The organism is Nonomuraea sp. ATR24 (assembly GCF_041950485.1).
GTDB classification, from domain to species: Bacteria; Actinomycetota; Actinomycetes; order Streptosporangiales; family Streptosporangiaceae; genus Nonomuraea; species Nonomuraea ceibae.
In genome coordinates, this window is record NZ_JBGNUU010000011.1 from 182,387 (window position 1) to 196,791 (window position 14,405).

Consider the following 14,405-nt stretch of genomic DNA (forward strand, 5'->3'; position numbering starts at 1 on the left):
GGCGACCACCACCCCCACCACCGGCAAGGTCACTGTCCACGTCGCCGGCAAGGTTCGCGACCCCGGCGTCTACACCCTGCCCATCGGAGCCCGGGTGACCGACGCCATCACAGCCGCCGGGGGAGTCCGCCGTGGAGCCCCGCTGGGCCCGGTCAACCTCGCCAGACGCCTCCTGGACGGCGAACAGATCATGGTCGGCGCCCCCACCGCAGCCAGCGCTGCTGCGCCCGCCCCTGAAGCCTCCGTCCTGGACCTCAACTCCGCCACCCAGGACCAACTGGAGCAACTCCCAGGCGTAGGCGAGGTCCTCGCCGCCCGCATAGCCGAATACCGCACCGCCCACGGCGGCTTCACCAGCATCGACCAACTCCGCAACGTGACCGGCATAGGCCCTCGAACGTTCGAGGAAATCAAGCCCAAGGTCCGCGTCTGACATGCCCCACCGCAGCCCCCAACCCGCCGACCGCCCCCAGCCTGGGCACAACCCCCAGCCGCAGCGCCCTCCTCAGCCCAAGCCCGAGCCCCAGCCCGTGGCTCACCCCCACGCTCCAAGCCAGCCCCAACCCGGGACCCCGTCCCCGTCCCAGCCTGATCCCGACTTCGAAGGCGTCGTCCAGCGCGCCTGGCCACTCCTCCTCCCCGCCCTGGCCTCCTGGACGACCGCCCTGACCCTCCTGACCACCTCGACTCCCGCCGCCACAGCCACCGCCGCCCTCGCAACGGCGTCGGCCCTAGCGGCATGCGCCCTCATCCCCACCTCCGCACGCCGCAACGTGGTGATCGCCATCCTCGTCTGCGTCGCCGCCACCGCAGCCTCGATCGCCCTGCGCCTCCACGCCGTCACCACAGGCCCTGTGGCAGCCCTTGCCGGCCAGGACACCAAGGTGACCGCCGAGATCACCCTCACGAACGACCCCAAGATCAGACGCCCCAAGCCTGGCCACTTCGGCCGCGACAGCGTGGTAGCCGAAGCCACCCTCGATTCCGTCCGCACCCCACGCCACCACCTCACCGTCCACACCCCCATCACGGTCTTCGCCGACGGCCCTCAATGGCGCCACCTGCTCCCCAGCCAGCGCGTCGAGGTCACCGGCCGCCTCGTCAAGCCCACCTCCGCGCCCCTGACCGCCGCGACTCTCCTGGTCCGCACCCCGCCCCGCATCCTCACGTCCCCGTCCAACCTCCAGTCGGCAGCGGGAATCTTCCGCAAGGGCCTCCGCGATGCCGCCGACGTCCTCCCGCCGGACCAGCGCGGCCTCCTCCCGGCCCTGGTCGTGGGCGACGTCTCCCGCATCGATTCCCAACTCAACTCCGACCTCCAGGAAGCCGGCCTCAGCCACCTCAACGCTGTCAGCGGAGCAAACCTGGCCATAGTCGCAGGCGCCGCACTGGCCCTCTCCCGCCTCGTCGGCCTCCCCTTGGCCCCCAGAGCCGCCTTCGCCGCACTGGCCATGCTCGCCTTCGCCGTGGTGGCCAGACCGTCCCCGAGCGTCCTGAGGGCCCTCCTGATGGGCCTCGTCGCAGTGCTCGCCCTGGGCACCGGCCGCGCCAAGGACGGTCTGGCAGCGCTCTCGGTGACGGTCCTCCTGTTGATCCTCTTCGCTCCCGCCCTGGCCCACTCCTACGGCTTCGCCCTGTCGGTAACGGCAACGGCCGGCATCCTCCTCCTGGCCCCCCGCTGGCGCGCCCACCTCACCAACACCCCCACAACAGCCCAGAGCCCAACGTCGCCAGGCTCGACGTCGCCGGGCTCGACGTCGCCGGGCTCGACGTCGCCGGGCACAGCCTCCACGGGCTCGACGCCCAAGGGTCCGATATCCACGAGCCCGACGTTCCTGGACCCAACGCCCCCGCGCCCGCCGCACCCGCGCCCGACGCCCCAGGGTCCAAGCTCCCCGCGCCCAACGCCCTCGCACCCACCGCACCCGAATCCGACGCCCCAGGGTCCGAGCTCCCCGTGCCCAACGCCCTCGGACCCGCCACCCCTGCCTCCCACCTGGGAGCCGGCGTCACCCCTCGCCCCGTACCGATCGGACGAGCACCCCGGAGCCCGTACGACGAAGAGGCGGCGGTGGCGGATGCCTCGGTGGGTGGCGGAGGCGATCGCCGTGCCGGCCGCAGCTCAGGCTGCCGTGACCCCGGTGCTGGTGCTCATGTCCGGCCAGATCAGCCTCATCGCGGTCCCCGCCAACCTGCTGGCCGGTCCGGCTGTCGCGCCCGCGACCCTGCTGGGGTTCGCCGCCGCGCTGATCGCCCCGGTGTGGCCCGAGGCCGCGCAGTGGCTCGTGGTCCCGGCGGGCTACGCCGTCGGCTGGATCATCCTGGTCTCCCAATGGGCCGTGAACGTCCCGATGGCCAACATCCCCTGGCCGGGAGGCGCGGCAGGACTGGCTCTGCTTGCCCTGGTAGCAGCCGTGGCGGTGCTGCTGCTGAGACGCCGCGCCTGGCGGACGATCACGCTGGCCGTCGTAGCGGGCACCCTGTTCACGATGATCGCGCTACGGCCCATCATCGCCCCCTGGCCGCCCAAGGGCTGGCTCATGGTGATGTGCGACGTGGGCCAGGGCGACGGTCTGGTGCTGGCGGCCGGTCCGGGCCGTGCGGTGGTCGTCGACACCGGCCCCGACCCCTCCGTGATGGACGCGTGCCTGCGCCGCCTGTCCGTCCGCGACGTCCCGCTCGTAATCCTCACCCACCCGCACGCCGACCACGTGAACGGCCTCCCCGGCGTCTACCGCAACCGTCGCGTCGGCGCCGTCGTCACCACCCCGCATCGCCACCCGACGCCCCAGACCGCCCGCCTCACCGAGGAGCTCGCCCATCACCGCACACCCGAATGGACCCCGCCCCCAGGCACCCGCTGGGACCTGGGCCCGGCCTCCCTGACCGTCCTGGCACCCAGCGCGGACGAAGCCACGGCGGAAGGCCCCGGCGAAGGCAGCGTCCTCAACAACGCCAGCATCGTGATCCACGTACGCTGGCGCTCCGGCACGGCACTCCTCAGCGGCGACATCGAGTCCGAAGCCCAGGAGAGCCTGCTGCGCGCCGCCGTCCCGCAGGCGGACATCCTCAAGGTTCCCCACCACGGCTCGCCCCGGCAGGTCCCCGCGTTCTTCGCCGCCGTACGCCCGCGCGCCGCCCTGGTCAGCGTCGGCGAGGACAACACGTACGGGCATCCGGCCCCGCCGACCCTCGCCCACCTACGCCACCTCGGCGCCCGCATCTACCGCACGGACAAATCCGGCGACCTCGCAGTCATCGCCCACAACGGCACCCTGGCGGTGGTAGCTCGTGGCCGCTGACCGCACCCCGCCGAAACCACGTCGCCGCGGAGGATGCGGCTCGGTGTGGTCAGGCGGGTTCGCCGAGTTGGGCGGCCAGCCGCTCCAGGCCGCCCCTGATGAGCCGCCCGTAGTCGTCGTCGCCCAGCGCGCCGATCTCTGCCCGTGCTCGCCGGAGGTGGTCACGGGCGCGGTCGAGGTCGCCGAGCTTGCGGTAACACTCGCTCACGTTGAGGTGCAACGACGGGTACAGGCCGGCCACCGAGAGCGGCACGCCGGCCTCGGCCACCCGCTCGTCGGTGACGAGGTCGGCGGCGGCGAGCGCCCGCAGGTCCCACATCAGCTCCTGGCCCACGTCGTCCTGGACGTCGGCCATCGAGTGGGCGAGGACGCAGACGTGCAGCGGGTCGCCCTGTTCGCCGCCGATGTCGTCCCAGATCTGCGCGAACAGGTCACGAGCGGCGTCACGACGGCCCTGCTGGTGATTGAGCTCCACCGCCTGGCCGATCCGGGTCATCGTCGGGTCGGTGGTCATGAGCCGCTCCTTCACCGCCGGGGGCGGTCGCGTTCGGACTGCTGGCCTGACGTGCTTCGACGACATGCCTACCAGCGATCACTCGAACGCGCCAAGCGGGCAGGTGAGGGCAGCGCCGGTGGACGGCGCGATCGGCGGGGATCCGGTTTCGGGTTGTCGGTGGGGCATGGCATGCTGCTCGACATGGCGGGAACCGATCCAGCACCTGTGACCTTGGTGGTCGGCGACGAGGAGTTGCTGGCCGAACGGGCCGTCAGCGCCGTGGTGGCCGCGGCGCGCGCCGCGGAGGCGGCCGAGGTGCACGATCTGGTGGGGTCGAAGGTGACCGCCGGTGAGCTGAGGCACCTGACGTCGCCGTCGCTGTTCGGCGACCGGACCGTGGTGGTGATCCGGTCGGCGCAGGACCTGGTCAAGGACGTCATCGCCGAGGTCGTGGCCTATGCGAAGCAGCCGTCGGACGAGGTCGTGCTCGTGCTGTCGCATCCCGGCGGCGTCAAGGGCAAGGCGCTCGTCGACGGGGTGAAGAAGGCCGGGGCGTCGGTGGTCACGGTCAACAAGGTGACCAAGGCGGGGGAGCGGCTCGACTTCATCAAGCAGGAGGTCAAGCGGGCGGGCCGCGGCATCGCCGCCGACGCCGCTCAGGCGCTGCTCGACGCCGTCGGCAACGACCTGCGGGAGCTCGCGGCGGCGTGCAGCCAGCTGGCGTTCGACACGCAGGACAAGACCATCAACCTCAACGCCGTGGCCCGCTATCACAAGGGCCGGGCCGAGGTCACGGGCTTCAACGTGGCCGATTCGGCCGTCGAGGGCCGGCTGGCCGAGGCGCTGGAGCAGTTGCGCTGGGCGCTCGGCACGGGGGTCGCGCCGGTGCTGCTGGTGAGTGCGCTGGCCGGTGGCCTGCGGTCCATCGCCAAGGTGGGCGGCGCACCGCGTAACCTGCGCGGCGGGCAACTGGCCAGCCACCTGGGCATGCCGCCGTGGAAGATCGACCGGGTCAAGCGCCAGCTGAACGGGTGGGGGCCGGAGGGGCTGTCGCGGGCCATGCAGGCGGTGGCCGACGCCGACGAGCAGGTCAAGGGCGGCGGCGCCGACCCGGCCTACGCCTTGGAGCACACGGTCCAGGTCATCGTGGCGAGCCGCACCGGCCGCTGACCCGGCGCAGGCGTTCGGCTTTCCGCGCGGGGGAGCTTCTCGGCGCGTCACGTGTGAGGGCTGGCTACCGACCGGCCGGTGTTCGAGGGTGTCCAATCCCTGGGGCTGGGGCTGGGGCTGGGGCTGGGGCTGGGGCTGAGGCTGAGGCCGGGCAGGCAGGTCGAGGGCCGGGCCTGGGTTAGGGGCGGGTGCGGTTAGGAGGGGCGGGACTCGACGCTGGTCAGGAGGGTCTTGAGGAGGCCGTCCAGGGTCTGGCGTTCGGCGGGGGTGAGGGCGGCGATGAGGGCGGTCTCGACCTCGGCGCGCAGGAGCATCGCCTCCATCCACAGGTCGTGCCCGCGGGTGGTGAGCTCGACGTCGACGCGCCGCCGGTCGGAGGTGCCGCGTACGCGACGGACGAGGCCGGACTTCTCCAGCGTGTCGAGGCGGCCCGTCATGCCCGCGGGTGACAGGAGGAGCTCGGCGGCCAGTTGGGAGGGGGTGGCGGTGCCTCCGGCGGCTACGAGGCGGTGCAGGGTCTCGTACTCGAAGTCCTGCATCCCGACCTGCGCCAGGGCTGTCTCCTTGCTGTGGGCCAGGTGTTTCACCAGGACCTGCATGCGGGTGACGATGCCCTCCACGCGCTCGTCGTAGGGGGCCTTGCCGCGCCAGCGGGCGAGATGACGGTCGACGGAGTCCTCCACGCGACGCACTATACGGCAGCAAGTATTTTGTTGACGAAATATTAGCTGACGAATTAACGTGGTGGCCCATGACGAGACGGTTGCTGATCGGGCGTGCGCTGTCCGCGCTGGCCACGGCGTTGATCCCGACCACGCTCACCCTGGCGGTGCTGCGGGCCACGGGGAGTGCCGAGGACCTGGGTCTGGTCCTGGCGTGCGAGCTGCTGCCGCTGCTGCTGTGCCTGCCGGTGGCGGGGGTGGCCGCCGACCGGCTGCCGCCCGCGCGGGTCGTGCTGGTCGCCGACCTGGTGCGTTGTCTGGCTCAGGCGGGGATCGGGATCGAGCTGCTGGCGGGGGTGGGGCGGATCGCTGACCTAGCGGTGTTGTCCGCCGTGACCGGGGTGGCGATCGCGTTCGGGATGCCGGCGGTGCCCCGGCTGGTGGTCGCCGTCGTTCCGCCGGACGCGCGGCTGCGGGTGAACGCGCGCATCGGCGTGGCCACCAGCCTGTCGAGCGTGCTCGCGCCCGCTCTGGCGGGCGGCGTCGTGCTGGCCGCCGGTCCGGGCTGGTCGGCGCTGCTCACCGCCGCCGTGTTCGCCTGCTCGGCCCTGACCCTCGGCGGCATCCGTACGAGCTCCGACTTGAAGGCGGGTGGCGTCGGGTCGGTCCCCGTGCCGGGTGGCGGAGGATCGGTTCCTGCGCCGGGTGGCATGGTGTCGAGCCCCGCGCCGGATGACGCCCGTACAGGGTCCACCTCGGCGACTGATGGCGTCCGTACGGGGTCGGCTCCGGCGGCGGGTGGCGTTCGTGCGGGGTCCGGTTCCAGGGCGGGAGGGCGGGCAGGCAGGGGGGCGTTCGGGCGGGAGCTGGCCGAGGGGTGGCGGGAGGTGCGGGCGCGGCGCTGGTTCGTGGCGGCGGTGCTGGGGCACGGGGTGTGGCACTTCGTGGCCGGGCTGTTCCTGACGCTGGGCCCGCTCACGGCGGTGAACGCGCGGGGCGGCGAGGCGAGCTGGGTGCTGATCGTGCAGTGCGGCACGGTGGGCCTGGTGCTGGGCGTGCTGGTGGCGCCGAGGCTGCCGGTGCGCAGGCCGCTGGTGGCGGCGCAGGCCGGGGCGGCGCTGTACGTGCTGCCGCTGGTCGCGCTGGCCGTGCCGTTGCCCGCGTGGGGGATCGCGGGGGCGTACCTGGTGGCGATGTTCGGGCTCGGCGTGCTGAGCCCGCTGTGGGAGACGCTGCTGGCGGAGGAGGTCCCGGAGGCGGCGCTGGGCCGGGTGCGGTCGTTCGACGGGCTGATCTCGTTCGCGTCGCGGCCGCTCGGGCTGGCGGTGGCGGCGCCGCTCGCGGGGGTGACGGGGATGCCGGGGCTGCTGGTGGCCGGGGCGGTGCTGGTGGCCGTGGCGAACCTGGCGGCGGTGGTCAGGTTTCCTGCAGCGCGGCCTCTCGCAGCACGCCGTCGCTGATCTCCAGGACCCGGTCGGCGAGCGTGATCAGGCCCGGGTCGTGGGTGGCGACCAGGGCGGTGACGCCTTCGCTGCGGACGAGGGCGCGCAGCAGTTGCATGATCTGCCGGCCGGTCTGGGAGTCGAGCTGACCGGTCGGCTCGTCGGCGACGAGCAGGCGGGGCCGGTTGGCGAGCGATCGGGCGATGGCGACGCGCTGCCGCTGGCCGCCGGACAGCTCGTAGGGGCGCTGGTTGGCGTGCTGTTCGAGGCCGACGAGGGCGAGCAGCATGCGGATGCGCTTCTCGCGCTCCTCGACGGAGGTGCGGGCCAGGCGCATGGGCACGCCGACGTTCTCGGCCGCCGACAGCACGGGGATCAGCCCGAACGACTGGAACACGAACCCGACGACGTCGCGGCGCAGCGCGAGCAGGTTGTCCTCGGACAGCGAGGTGACCTCGTGCCCGGCGACGACCACGCGGCCGGCGTCGGGCCTGTCGAGGCCGCCGATCTGGTTGAGCAGCGTCGTCTTGCCCGATCCGGACCGGCCTCGGATGGCGACGAGCTCGCCGGGGTACGCCTCGAACGACACCTCCCGGAGCGCGACGACCTCCTTGGGCCCGCTGCGGTAGACCTTGCGGACGCCTTCGACGACGACGAGCGGCTCACTGCTCACCGGACGGCTCCTCTCTCGCCGGCCATACACCGATATGGTCGGATTCCAGCTCCAGGCGCACGCGGCGCTCCATCTCCAGCGCGTTCATGAAGTCGCGCGGCAGCTGCAGGCGGCCCACGCGGTCGAGCACCGCGTACTCCTCGGCGATGATCTGGCCCTCGGCGTCCTCACGGCGCAGCGTCTCGCTGCTGGTGCGGCCGTCGCGGATGCCGACCGTGCGGTCCACCTGCTCCGACACCAGCGGGTCGTGCGTCACCACGACCACGGTCACGCCCAGCTCCCTGTTGGCCTTGCGCAGCGCGTCGAACACCTGCTCCGAGGTGTCGCTGTCGAGCTCGCCGGTGGGCTCGTCGGCGAGCACGAGCTGCGGGCCGTTGGCGAGCGCGACCGCGATGGCCACCCGCTGCTGCTCGCCGCCCGACATCTCTGGCGTGGTCCGGTCGGCGCAGTAGCCGACGCCCAGGAGCTCCAGCAGCTCCGTCGCCCGGCCCCGCCTGGCCTTGCCGGCCAGCTTCATCGGCAGCTCGACGTTCTCCCGCGCCGACAGGTACGGCAGCAGGTTGCGCGCCGTCTGCTGCCAGATGAACCCGACCACCTCGCGCCGGTAGCGCAGCCGGTCCTTGGCCGTCATCGACAGCAGGTCCATGCCGCCCACCTTGGCGACGCCCGCGGTGGGCACGTCCAGCCCGGACAGCACGTTGAGCAGCGTCGACTTGCCGGAGCCGGACGCGCCGACGATGGCCAGCAGCTCGCCCTTCTGCACGAGCAGGTCGAGCCCCTGGAGGGCGACCACCTCGACGCCCTCGGTCTTGTAGATGCGCACCAGGTTGTCGCAGACGATGTGCGCGTCGCCGCCGAAGGCGGCCTTTCCCTTGCTGGCCTGCGCCTCCAGCTCGGACAGGGTCGGGTTCAAGACAGATCACCCACTCGGAGTACGGCGCCGAGGCTGCGGCGGCGGCTGATGGCGGTGTGCGCGTAGGCGCCGAGCACGGCCACGAGGGTGAGCCCGGCGGCCAGCGCCGTCGGCGTGACCAGGTCGAGCTCGTAGTCGCCGACGGGCAGCCCGCCGGCGTAGGCGGACAGGTCGACGCCGGGCCCGAGCGCGGCGGGCAGGACGAGCCCGAGGGCCAGGCCCACCAGGGCGGTGACGAGGATCATGGGCATGACCTCCAGCACGGTCAGGCGTTGTGCCTGCCGGTCGGACAGGCCCAGCGTACGCAGGAACGACAGCGCCCTGGCCCGGTCGGCGGCGCCGATCACCAGCGCGATGATCACCGCGACGAGTGCGTACGCGGACAGCGCGATCGTCACCACGAGCAGCGTGGTGCGGACGGTGCCGGTCAGCGGGTCGTCCTGGATGTCGGCGAGCGCGGCGGCCTGCGTCCGCACGATCGTGTCGGGTACGGCGGCGCGCAGCGCCTCGGCGGACGCGGTGCCGCCGACGATCAGCGTGTTGACCACCGGCCGCTGCCCGACGTCGAACGGCACCACGATGAACTTGCCCTCGGTGAAGAAGCCGGGCAGCGTCGGGGCGACGCCGGTCTCGGTGATCTTCAGCCGCGAGTTCCAGCCGATCTCGAACGTGCCGCGCCCCGCCAGCGCGGGCGAGACCACCGCCGGGATGCCGGACGGCGCGGTCCCCGCGGTGGGCAGCGTGATCGGGGAGCCGCCGAGCAGCCCCTGCCAGCTCGGCAGGTCGACCGCGAGCAGCTCGGCCCGTTCCGGCGTGTGGCCGACCTGGACCGAGGCGTACTGCGCGGGCACCACGGCGGTCACGCCGGGCACCTGACGCACGCGCTCGATCGCCTCGGCGGGCAGCTCCATCCTGGAGGTGACGGTGGCGGGCGCGCCCACGCTCTGCCAGGAGGCCAGCCGCTGCGTGTCGCCGACGCCGCCGGAGACCACCGAGGCGAACACCGACACGCCCAGCGCCGGCAGCAGGATCAGCACCGGCAGCATGCTGAACGAGCGCGCCCGGGCCGCCCGCGTCAGCCCGAGGAACGGCACGGCCGGCCGCATCCGGGCCGCGAGCCGTACCAGCAGGCGCAGCGGATAGGGGTAGCAGCGCATGGTGATCAGCCCCGCGGCGAGCGCGAGCGCGAGCGGGACCAGCAGCAGGAACGGGTCCTGCCCCTCGGTCCGCACGTCGGTCGTCAGCCCGCGCGTGCGCAGCAGGTAGGCCCCGGCCAGCGCCAGGCCGACGACCAGCACCTCCAGCGTGATCCGCTTGGCGGACGGCCGGGCGGTGGCCACGTCGTCGCGCCGCTCGTTCAGCGGGGTCCGGTGGGCGACGGCGATCCGCGCCGCCGCGAACGCCACCGCCACGACGACCACGAGCAGCGGGCCCGCGTGCACGAGCGGCAGCACCGGCCCGGGGAAGAGGTACGAGAGCGCGTACCCGGCCAGGGCGGCGGGCACGACGGCCAGCGCGACCAGCCCGGCGCCCGTCCCGGCGAGCTGCCGCAGCGCCCCGCCGCGCGCCCGCATCAGCCCGAGCGCGGTGTCCATCCGGTCGGCCAGGAGCTGCACGGCGAGCAGGATCACGCCGAGCGCGACCAGCAGCAGCCCGCCGAGCACCAGGTACATGACGGTCTGCGCGGTCGCCAGCCGGGCCTGGAACGAGCCGAGCATCTCCGGCAGCCCGGTCCGCAGGATCTGGCGCGGCAGCATCCCGTCGGCGACCTTCATCCGCCGCTCGAACTCTTTGATCGCCGGGAGCAGTTCGGGCACGTCGAGCGCGGTGGCCGCCTGCGTGCGCAGCGGCAGGATCCAGAAGTAGGTGAGGTTGCGGTCGCGCCCGCTGAGCTTGCTCAGGCCCTGGTCGGAGATCAGCGCGGTGGCGTGCACCTCCTCGTCGAGGCTGCCCGCCGGGCGGTTGAGCTGGAGGTTGATGACGTCCTGGTTGTGGCTCCAGTAGCGGTCGGCCGGGTCCTTGGCCTCGAAGGCGCCGACGACCTTGACGGCGGCGTAGTTGTTCTCGCCGATGACCCGCGTGTCGCCGATCTTGATGCCGAGCGCCGACATGGCCTCGCGGGCCATGCCCGCTTCGAAGAGCGTGAGCTCCTGGTTGTTCCAGGTGGTCGTGGCCGGCTCGCCGGGGGCCCGGCCCTCGACCCAGGTGACGCGGCGTTCCTGGTCGGACAGCCAGGCGAGGTTGAGGTACTGCTTGCCGCCCGTGCCGGAGATCGGCGTCCCGTACGTCTTCGCGCCGGAGTGGCCGGTGCCCGTGCCGGCGGGGGCGATCAGCCGGTCGAGCGGCGCGGGCAGCACCGCGCGCATGTCCTGCTCGAGCTCGTCGAAGGACTGGGCCCGGGTCAGGTCCTGGCCGGGGGAGTCGGTCGTCATCATCGTCGTCAGGTCGACCCGCTCGGCGGGCGCCTTCAGCAGCGCCTCGCGCAGCGCGGCGTCGAACGCCGCCTGCGTCACGCGCGGCAGCCCCGCCACGAGCAGGCACGCGCTCAGCGTCAGCGCGAGCAGCACGGCCACCGCGCCCAGGTGTACCCGGGCCAGGTGCAGGAGCTTCACTGGTCCTCCCCGATCCGCAGGACCCGGCCGAGCCCTTGCCTGCGCAGGTTGCGCGCGAGTCCCGCGACGATGGCGAACAGCACCAGCGCCACCAGCGCGAGCATGCCCGCGGTCGCGAGCCACGGAATGTCGAGCAGCACCGACGGCGTGACCGCCGCCGCCTGCCCGGTCAGCACGATGTGCGGCACGACGAGGTTGCCCACGACCACGGCGAGCGCGGTGCCGGCCACCAGCGACAGCCCGACGACGAACGCCTGCTCGACGGCCAGCAGCCCGAACACCTGCCGGAAGCTCACGCCGAGCGCCCGCAGGATCGTGAACTCCGACATCCGCTCGCGCGCCGCGACGGTCGCGTTCACCAGGAAGCCGAGGGCGGCGAACACGAGCGCGGCCAGGAAGCCGAGGATGAGCGCGCCCTGGAGCCCGCTGGCCAGCGGGTCGTCCTGCAGCTCGGCGGCCAGCCGCCGCTGGTCGGTCACGGTGACGTTCCACTGCGGGTTGACGCGCAGCGCCGCCGTCGCCGCGCTCGTCTCGCCGTCCTCGGTGGCCAGCCACCACTCCGTCGCCGGTCGCGGCAGCAGTGCCGCGGACAGGCCGTGCTCCTGGAGCGTCGTCCAGTCGGCCAGCAGCGCCGGCTGGGCGGGGTCCGTCGTGGGCATCCGGTCGACGACGCCGGCGAGCGTGACGTCGATGACGCGGCGGTCCAGGTTGATCCGCCCGGTCTGCCCGGCGGTCAGCTTGCTGGCGGCGGCCAGGTCGGCGGTCATGACGACGGGCAGCGGGCCCGGCTTCGGCAGCGGAGCGAACGTCCGCAGGACGGGCAGGTCGCCGACCACCTCCATGCTGACCTGGGGCGCGCCGAGGTCACGGCCGTCGGCGGCCAGGCCGGACACGGTGACGGTCACGGCCGCCTCCTCGACGGGCGGCGGCGTGGCGACGAACCCGCGGACCGTCAGCGGGTAGGCGATCTTCCCGGTCTTCCCGCCCAGCCACTTGAGGTCCACCCGGCCGGTGTTCTGCTGGTCGACGGTGACGGGCAGGTCGTGCCAGACGCCGAGCGCGTCGGAGATCCGCGCCCGCAGCGGCCAGACGCGGTTCGTGCGCACCTCCGCGGTGAGCGTGGTGGGCTGTCCCGGCAGTTCGAGGCCGGTGGCCTCGGCCCGGCCGGCGACCAGGCCGCGCGACATCGCCCCGACCGACTGCGCCGACAGGTCGGGCCGAAGCTGGAAGAGCCGCTCCAGCTTGCCGCCGTCCAGGGCGAGCAGGGTGACGGTCTGGCCGCTGAGGTCGACCTGGCCGCGGAAGGCGGGCGAGGCCGCGGTGACGCCGGGCAGGGCGGTGAACGCGGTGCCGCGCCCGGACACGCCCAGCTCGGGCGATTCGGGCGGCCCGGACAGCCGCAGGTCGGCGCCCGCCTGGTGGCGGGCCTGGTCGAGCTGGGAGGCCCGCCAGGTGGAGGCCGTGGCCATCGACACGATGCCGATCGCGATCGCCATGGTCAGCAGCAGCGCGGGCCCGGAGTAGCGCAGCGGCCGCCTGCTGACCTGCCACGCGCCGAGCGCGGGGGCCAGGCTGGGCCGCTTGGCCGTGAGCCGTTCGGCCAGCCGGGAGATGCGCGGCACCAGCCGCAGGCCGAGCATGCCGCCGGTGAGCAGCGCCAGCGCCGGGCCGGAGATGATCAGCGGGTCGATGCCCAGGCCGCCGCCGGCGGTCGTGGTGACGGGCGCGCCGTAGTGCTGGAGCTGCCAGATCGCCAGCGCCGCCACCACCAGCAGCGCCAGGTCGGCGCCCGCGCGCTGGATCAGCCCGCGCCCGCCGCCGCGGCCCCGCGACGCCTGCTCCTCGACGTACGTGCGCCGCGCCCCGGCCAGGGCGGGCAGCATGAGCAGCACGGCCGAGGCCAGCGCCACGCCCGCGGAGACGAGGAACGTGCCCAGGTCGGCGACGGGCGCCAGCCGGACGCCGGAGGCGGCGATCCACGGCAGCATGTTGATGAGCGCGAGCAGCGGCGGCGCGAGGAACGGCGCGGCGACCGCGCACGGCACCGCCACCAGCAGCGCCTCACCGCCCGCCAGCCCGGCCAGGCGCAGCGTCCCGGCGCCGCGCGAGCGCAGCAGCGCCACCTCCATCCGCCGGTGGTCGGCCAGCAGGCGGGCGGTCAGCATGAGCGCGTACGCGGCGAGCAGCAGCAGTTGCAGCACCGGGATGAGCATCGTGGAGCGGGCGACCAGCGAGGCGGTGTCGAGCTGGGTCAGCACCTCGGCCAGCCGCGTGGTCGTCTGGCAGGACGGGCAGCCGCCGGACTTGAGCGCCTCGGGCAGCTCGTCCACGGCGGCGGCGAGCGGGCGAAGCTGCTCGGGCGTCAGGTCGCGCACGGCGGGGACGAGCGTCCACGTGGTCGTGACGTGGGTGGCGAACTTGGACAGGAACGTCTCGCGCGGCACCATCAGCGGCCCGTACGTGGTGAACTGCCCGCTCTCCACGCCCCGGCTGAGCAGCTGCTCGCCGGTCCAGCGGTCGCCGAACGGGTCGTCGAGCTGGAAGACGCCGGTGATGCGCACCTTGACGGTCTTGCCGTCGAGCCGGCCCTCGGTGCTGATCTCCTGACCGGCCGTCAGCCCTGACGCCGAGGACGCCGACAGCGGGATCGCCGCCTGCACCACGTCGCCGCCTGGCTCGGGCCAGGTGCCGGAGACCAGCTTGGCGTGCTTGTCGAGCCCGTCGTAGGCGCCGAACCTGAGCAGCTCGGGGACCTTGCGGTCCTGCTGGCCGGGCATCGCGTACGAGTCGGAGCGGAAGCTGGTGGAGATCTCGGCCGGCACGCCCCCGAAGGCCTCGGCGGCGGCGTCGCGTACGGTCTTGTCCTGCCTGCCGAAGTCCTCGGCCGTCACCGGGGCGTTCACGGTGACGGCGATCTGCCGCAGCGGCGCGGTCTCCATCGTCCGGAGCACGCCCGCCTCGGCGATCGAGGAGGCGTACATGGTGAGCGCGACCAGCGTGGTGGTGGCGAGCAGGATCGAGCCGAACGCCGCCAGCAGGAGCAACGGCTCGCTGAACGCACGCTTGACGACTAACGGCCCCCGCATGCGACCCCCATTCACCCGGTTAGGTGAACCTTTGAGCAGTGTCCGCTCC

The 14,405-nt window shown here is 73.3% G+C and carries 12 protein-coding genes and 1 pseudogene; 5 read left to right on the plus strand and 8 right to left on the minus strand.

Annotation, left to right across the window (positions count from 1 at the left end):
• The coding region (locus ACBI99_RS26085) for a helix-hairpin-helix domain-containing protein (protein ID WP_375073714.1) at positions 1-433 on the plus strand (433 nt) is incomplete at its 5' end.
• Between the two features lie 298 nt (positions 434-731).
• On the opposite strand, the gene ACBI99_RS26090 is transcribed toward ACBI99_RS26085, so the two are convergent.
• Positions 732-1,340: a hypothetical protein gene (locus ACBI99_RS26090; RefSeq protein WP_375073763.1), complete on the minus strand. Its 609-nt coding sequence runs from the start codon at positions 1,338-1,340 to the stop codon at positions 732-734.
• Between ACBI99_RS26090 and ACBI99_RS26095 the strand changes: the two are divergent.
• Positions 1,275-1,634, plus strand: a pseudogene (locus tag ACBI99_RS26095) (ComEC/Rec2 family competence protein); the annotation flags it as partial. The gene ACBI99_RS26090 and the pseudogene ACBI99_RS26095 overlap by 66 nt on opposite strands.
• Here the strand turns inward: ACBI99_RS26095 and ACBI99_RS26100 are convergent.
• A complete protein-coding gene (locus ACBI99_RS26100) occupies positions 1,622-1,822 on the minus strand; it encodes a hypothetical protein (RefSeq protein WP_375073764.1) in 201 nt (66 codons plus the stop codon). The pseudogene ACBI99_RS26095 and the gene ACBI99_RS26100 sit on opposite strands and share 13 nt — an antisense overlap.
• 256 nt (positions 1,823-2,078) lie before the next feature.
• On the opposite strand from ACBI99_RS26100, the gene ACBI99_RS26105 reads away from it, so the two are divergent.
• Positions 2,079-3,302, plus strand: a complete 1,224-nt coding sequence (locus ACBI99_RS26105; protein ID WP_375073759.1) for a ComEC/Rec2 family competence protein — start codon at positions 2,079-2,081, stop codon at positions 3,300-3,302.
• Positions 3,303-3,351: 49 nt separating this feature from the next.
• On the opposite strand, the gene ACBI99_RS26110 is transcribed toward ACBI99_RS26105, so the two are convergent.
• Positions 3,352-3,816 carry a hypothetical protein gene (locus tag ACBI99_RS26110; protein WP_375073715.1) on the minus strand — a complete coding sequence of 155 codons (465 nt, stop codon included), beginning with the start codon at positions 3,814-3,816 and terminating at the stop codon, positions 3,352-3,354.
• A 171-nt stretch (positions 3,817-3,987) separates the two neighbouring features.
• On the opposite strand from ACBI99_RS26110, the gene holA reads away from it, so the two are divergent.
• Positions 3,988-4,968 (plus strand): DNA polymerase III subunit delta, encoded by a 981-nt coding sequence (gene holA, locus ACBI99_RS26115; RefSeq protein WP_246647146.1) that lies wholly within the window; start codon positions 3,988-3,990, stop codon positions 4,966-4,968.
• Positions 4,969-5,162: 194 nt separating this feature from the next.
• Here holA and ACBI99_RS26120 read toward each other — a convergent pair whose 3' ends face one another.
• Positions 5,163-5,651, minus strand: coding sequence for a MarR family transcriptional regulator (locus tag ACBI99_RS26120; protein ID WP_357585165.1), 489 nt, complete (start codon positions 5,649-5,651; stop codon positions 5,163-5,165).
• A gap of 68 nt (positions 5,652-5,719) precedes the next feature.
• Here ACBI99_RS26120 and ACBI99_RS26125 point away from each other — a divergent pair, with 68 nt between their 5' ends.
• Entirely contained in the window at positions 5,720-7,090 is a 1,371-nt protein-coding gene (locus ACBI99_RS26125; RefSeq protein WP_375073716.1) for an MFS transporter, read from the plus strand.
• Here the strand turns inward: ACBI99_RS26125 and ACBI99_RS26130 are convergent.
• From ACBI99_RS26130 to ACBI99_RS26145, 4 genes are read right to left on the minus strand one after another with little or no spacing between them, the layout of a single operon-like run.
• Positions 7,047-7,745 (minus strand): ABC transporter ATP-binding protein, encoded by a 699-nt coding sequence (locus ACBI99_RS26130; protein WP_375073717.1) that lies wholly within the window; start codon positions 7,743-7,745, stop codon positions 7,047-7,049. The genes ACBI99_RS26125 and ACBI99_RS26130 overlap by 44 nt on opposite strands.
• Positions 7,735-8,658 (minus strand): ABC transporter ATP-binding protein, encoded by a 924-nt coding sequence (locus ACBI99_RS26135; RefSeq protein WP_219507487.1) that lies wholly within the window; start codon positions 8,656-8,658, stop codon positions 7,735-7,737. Before ACBI99_RS26135 ends, ACBI99_RS26130 begins: the two co-directional genes overlap by 11 nt.
• Positions 8,655-11,270 carry an FtsX-like permease family protein gene (locus ACBI99_RS26140; protein WP_375073718.1) on the minus strand — a complete coding sequence of 872 codons (2,616 nt, stop codon included), beginning with the start codon at positions 11,268-11,270 and terminating at the stop codon, positions 8,655-8,657. The genes ACBI99_RS26135 and ACBI99_RS26140 overlap by 4 nt, the downstream gene beginning before the upstream one ends.
• On the minus strand, positions 11,267-14,356 hold the full coding sequence (locus ACBI99_RS26145) for an ABC transporter permease (RefSeq protein ID WP_357585159.1): 3,090 nt from the start codon (positions 14,354-14,356) through the stop codon (positions 11,267-11,269). Before ACBI99_RS26145 ends, ACBI99_RS26140 begins: the two co-directional genes overlap by 4 nt.
• Positions 14,357-14,405 lie beyond the last annotated feature (49 nt).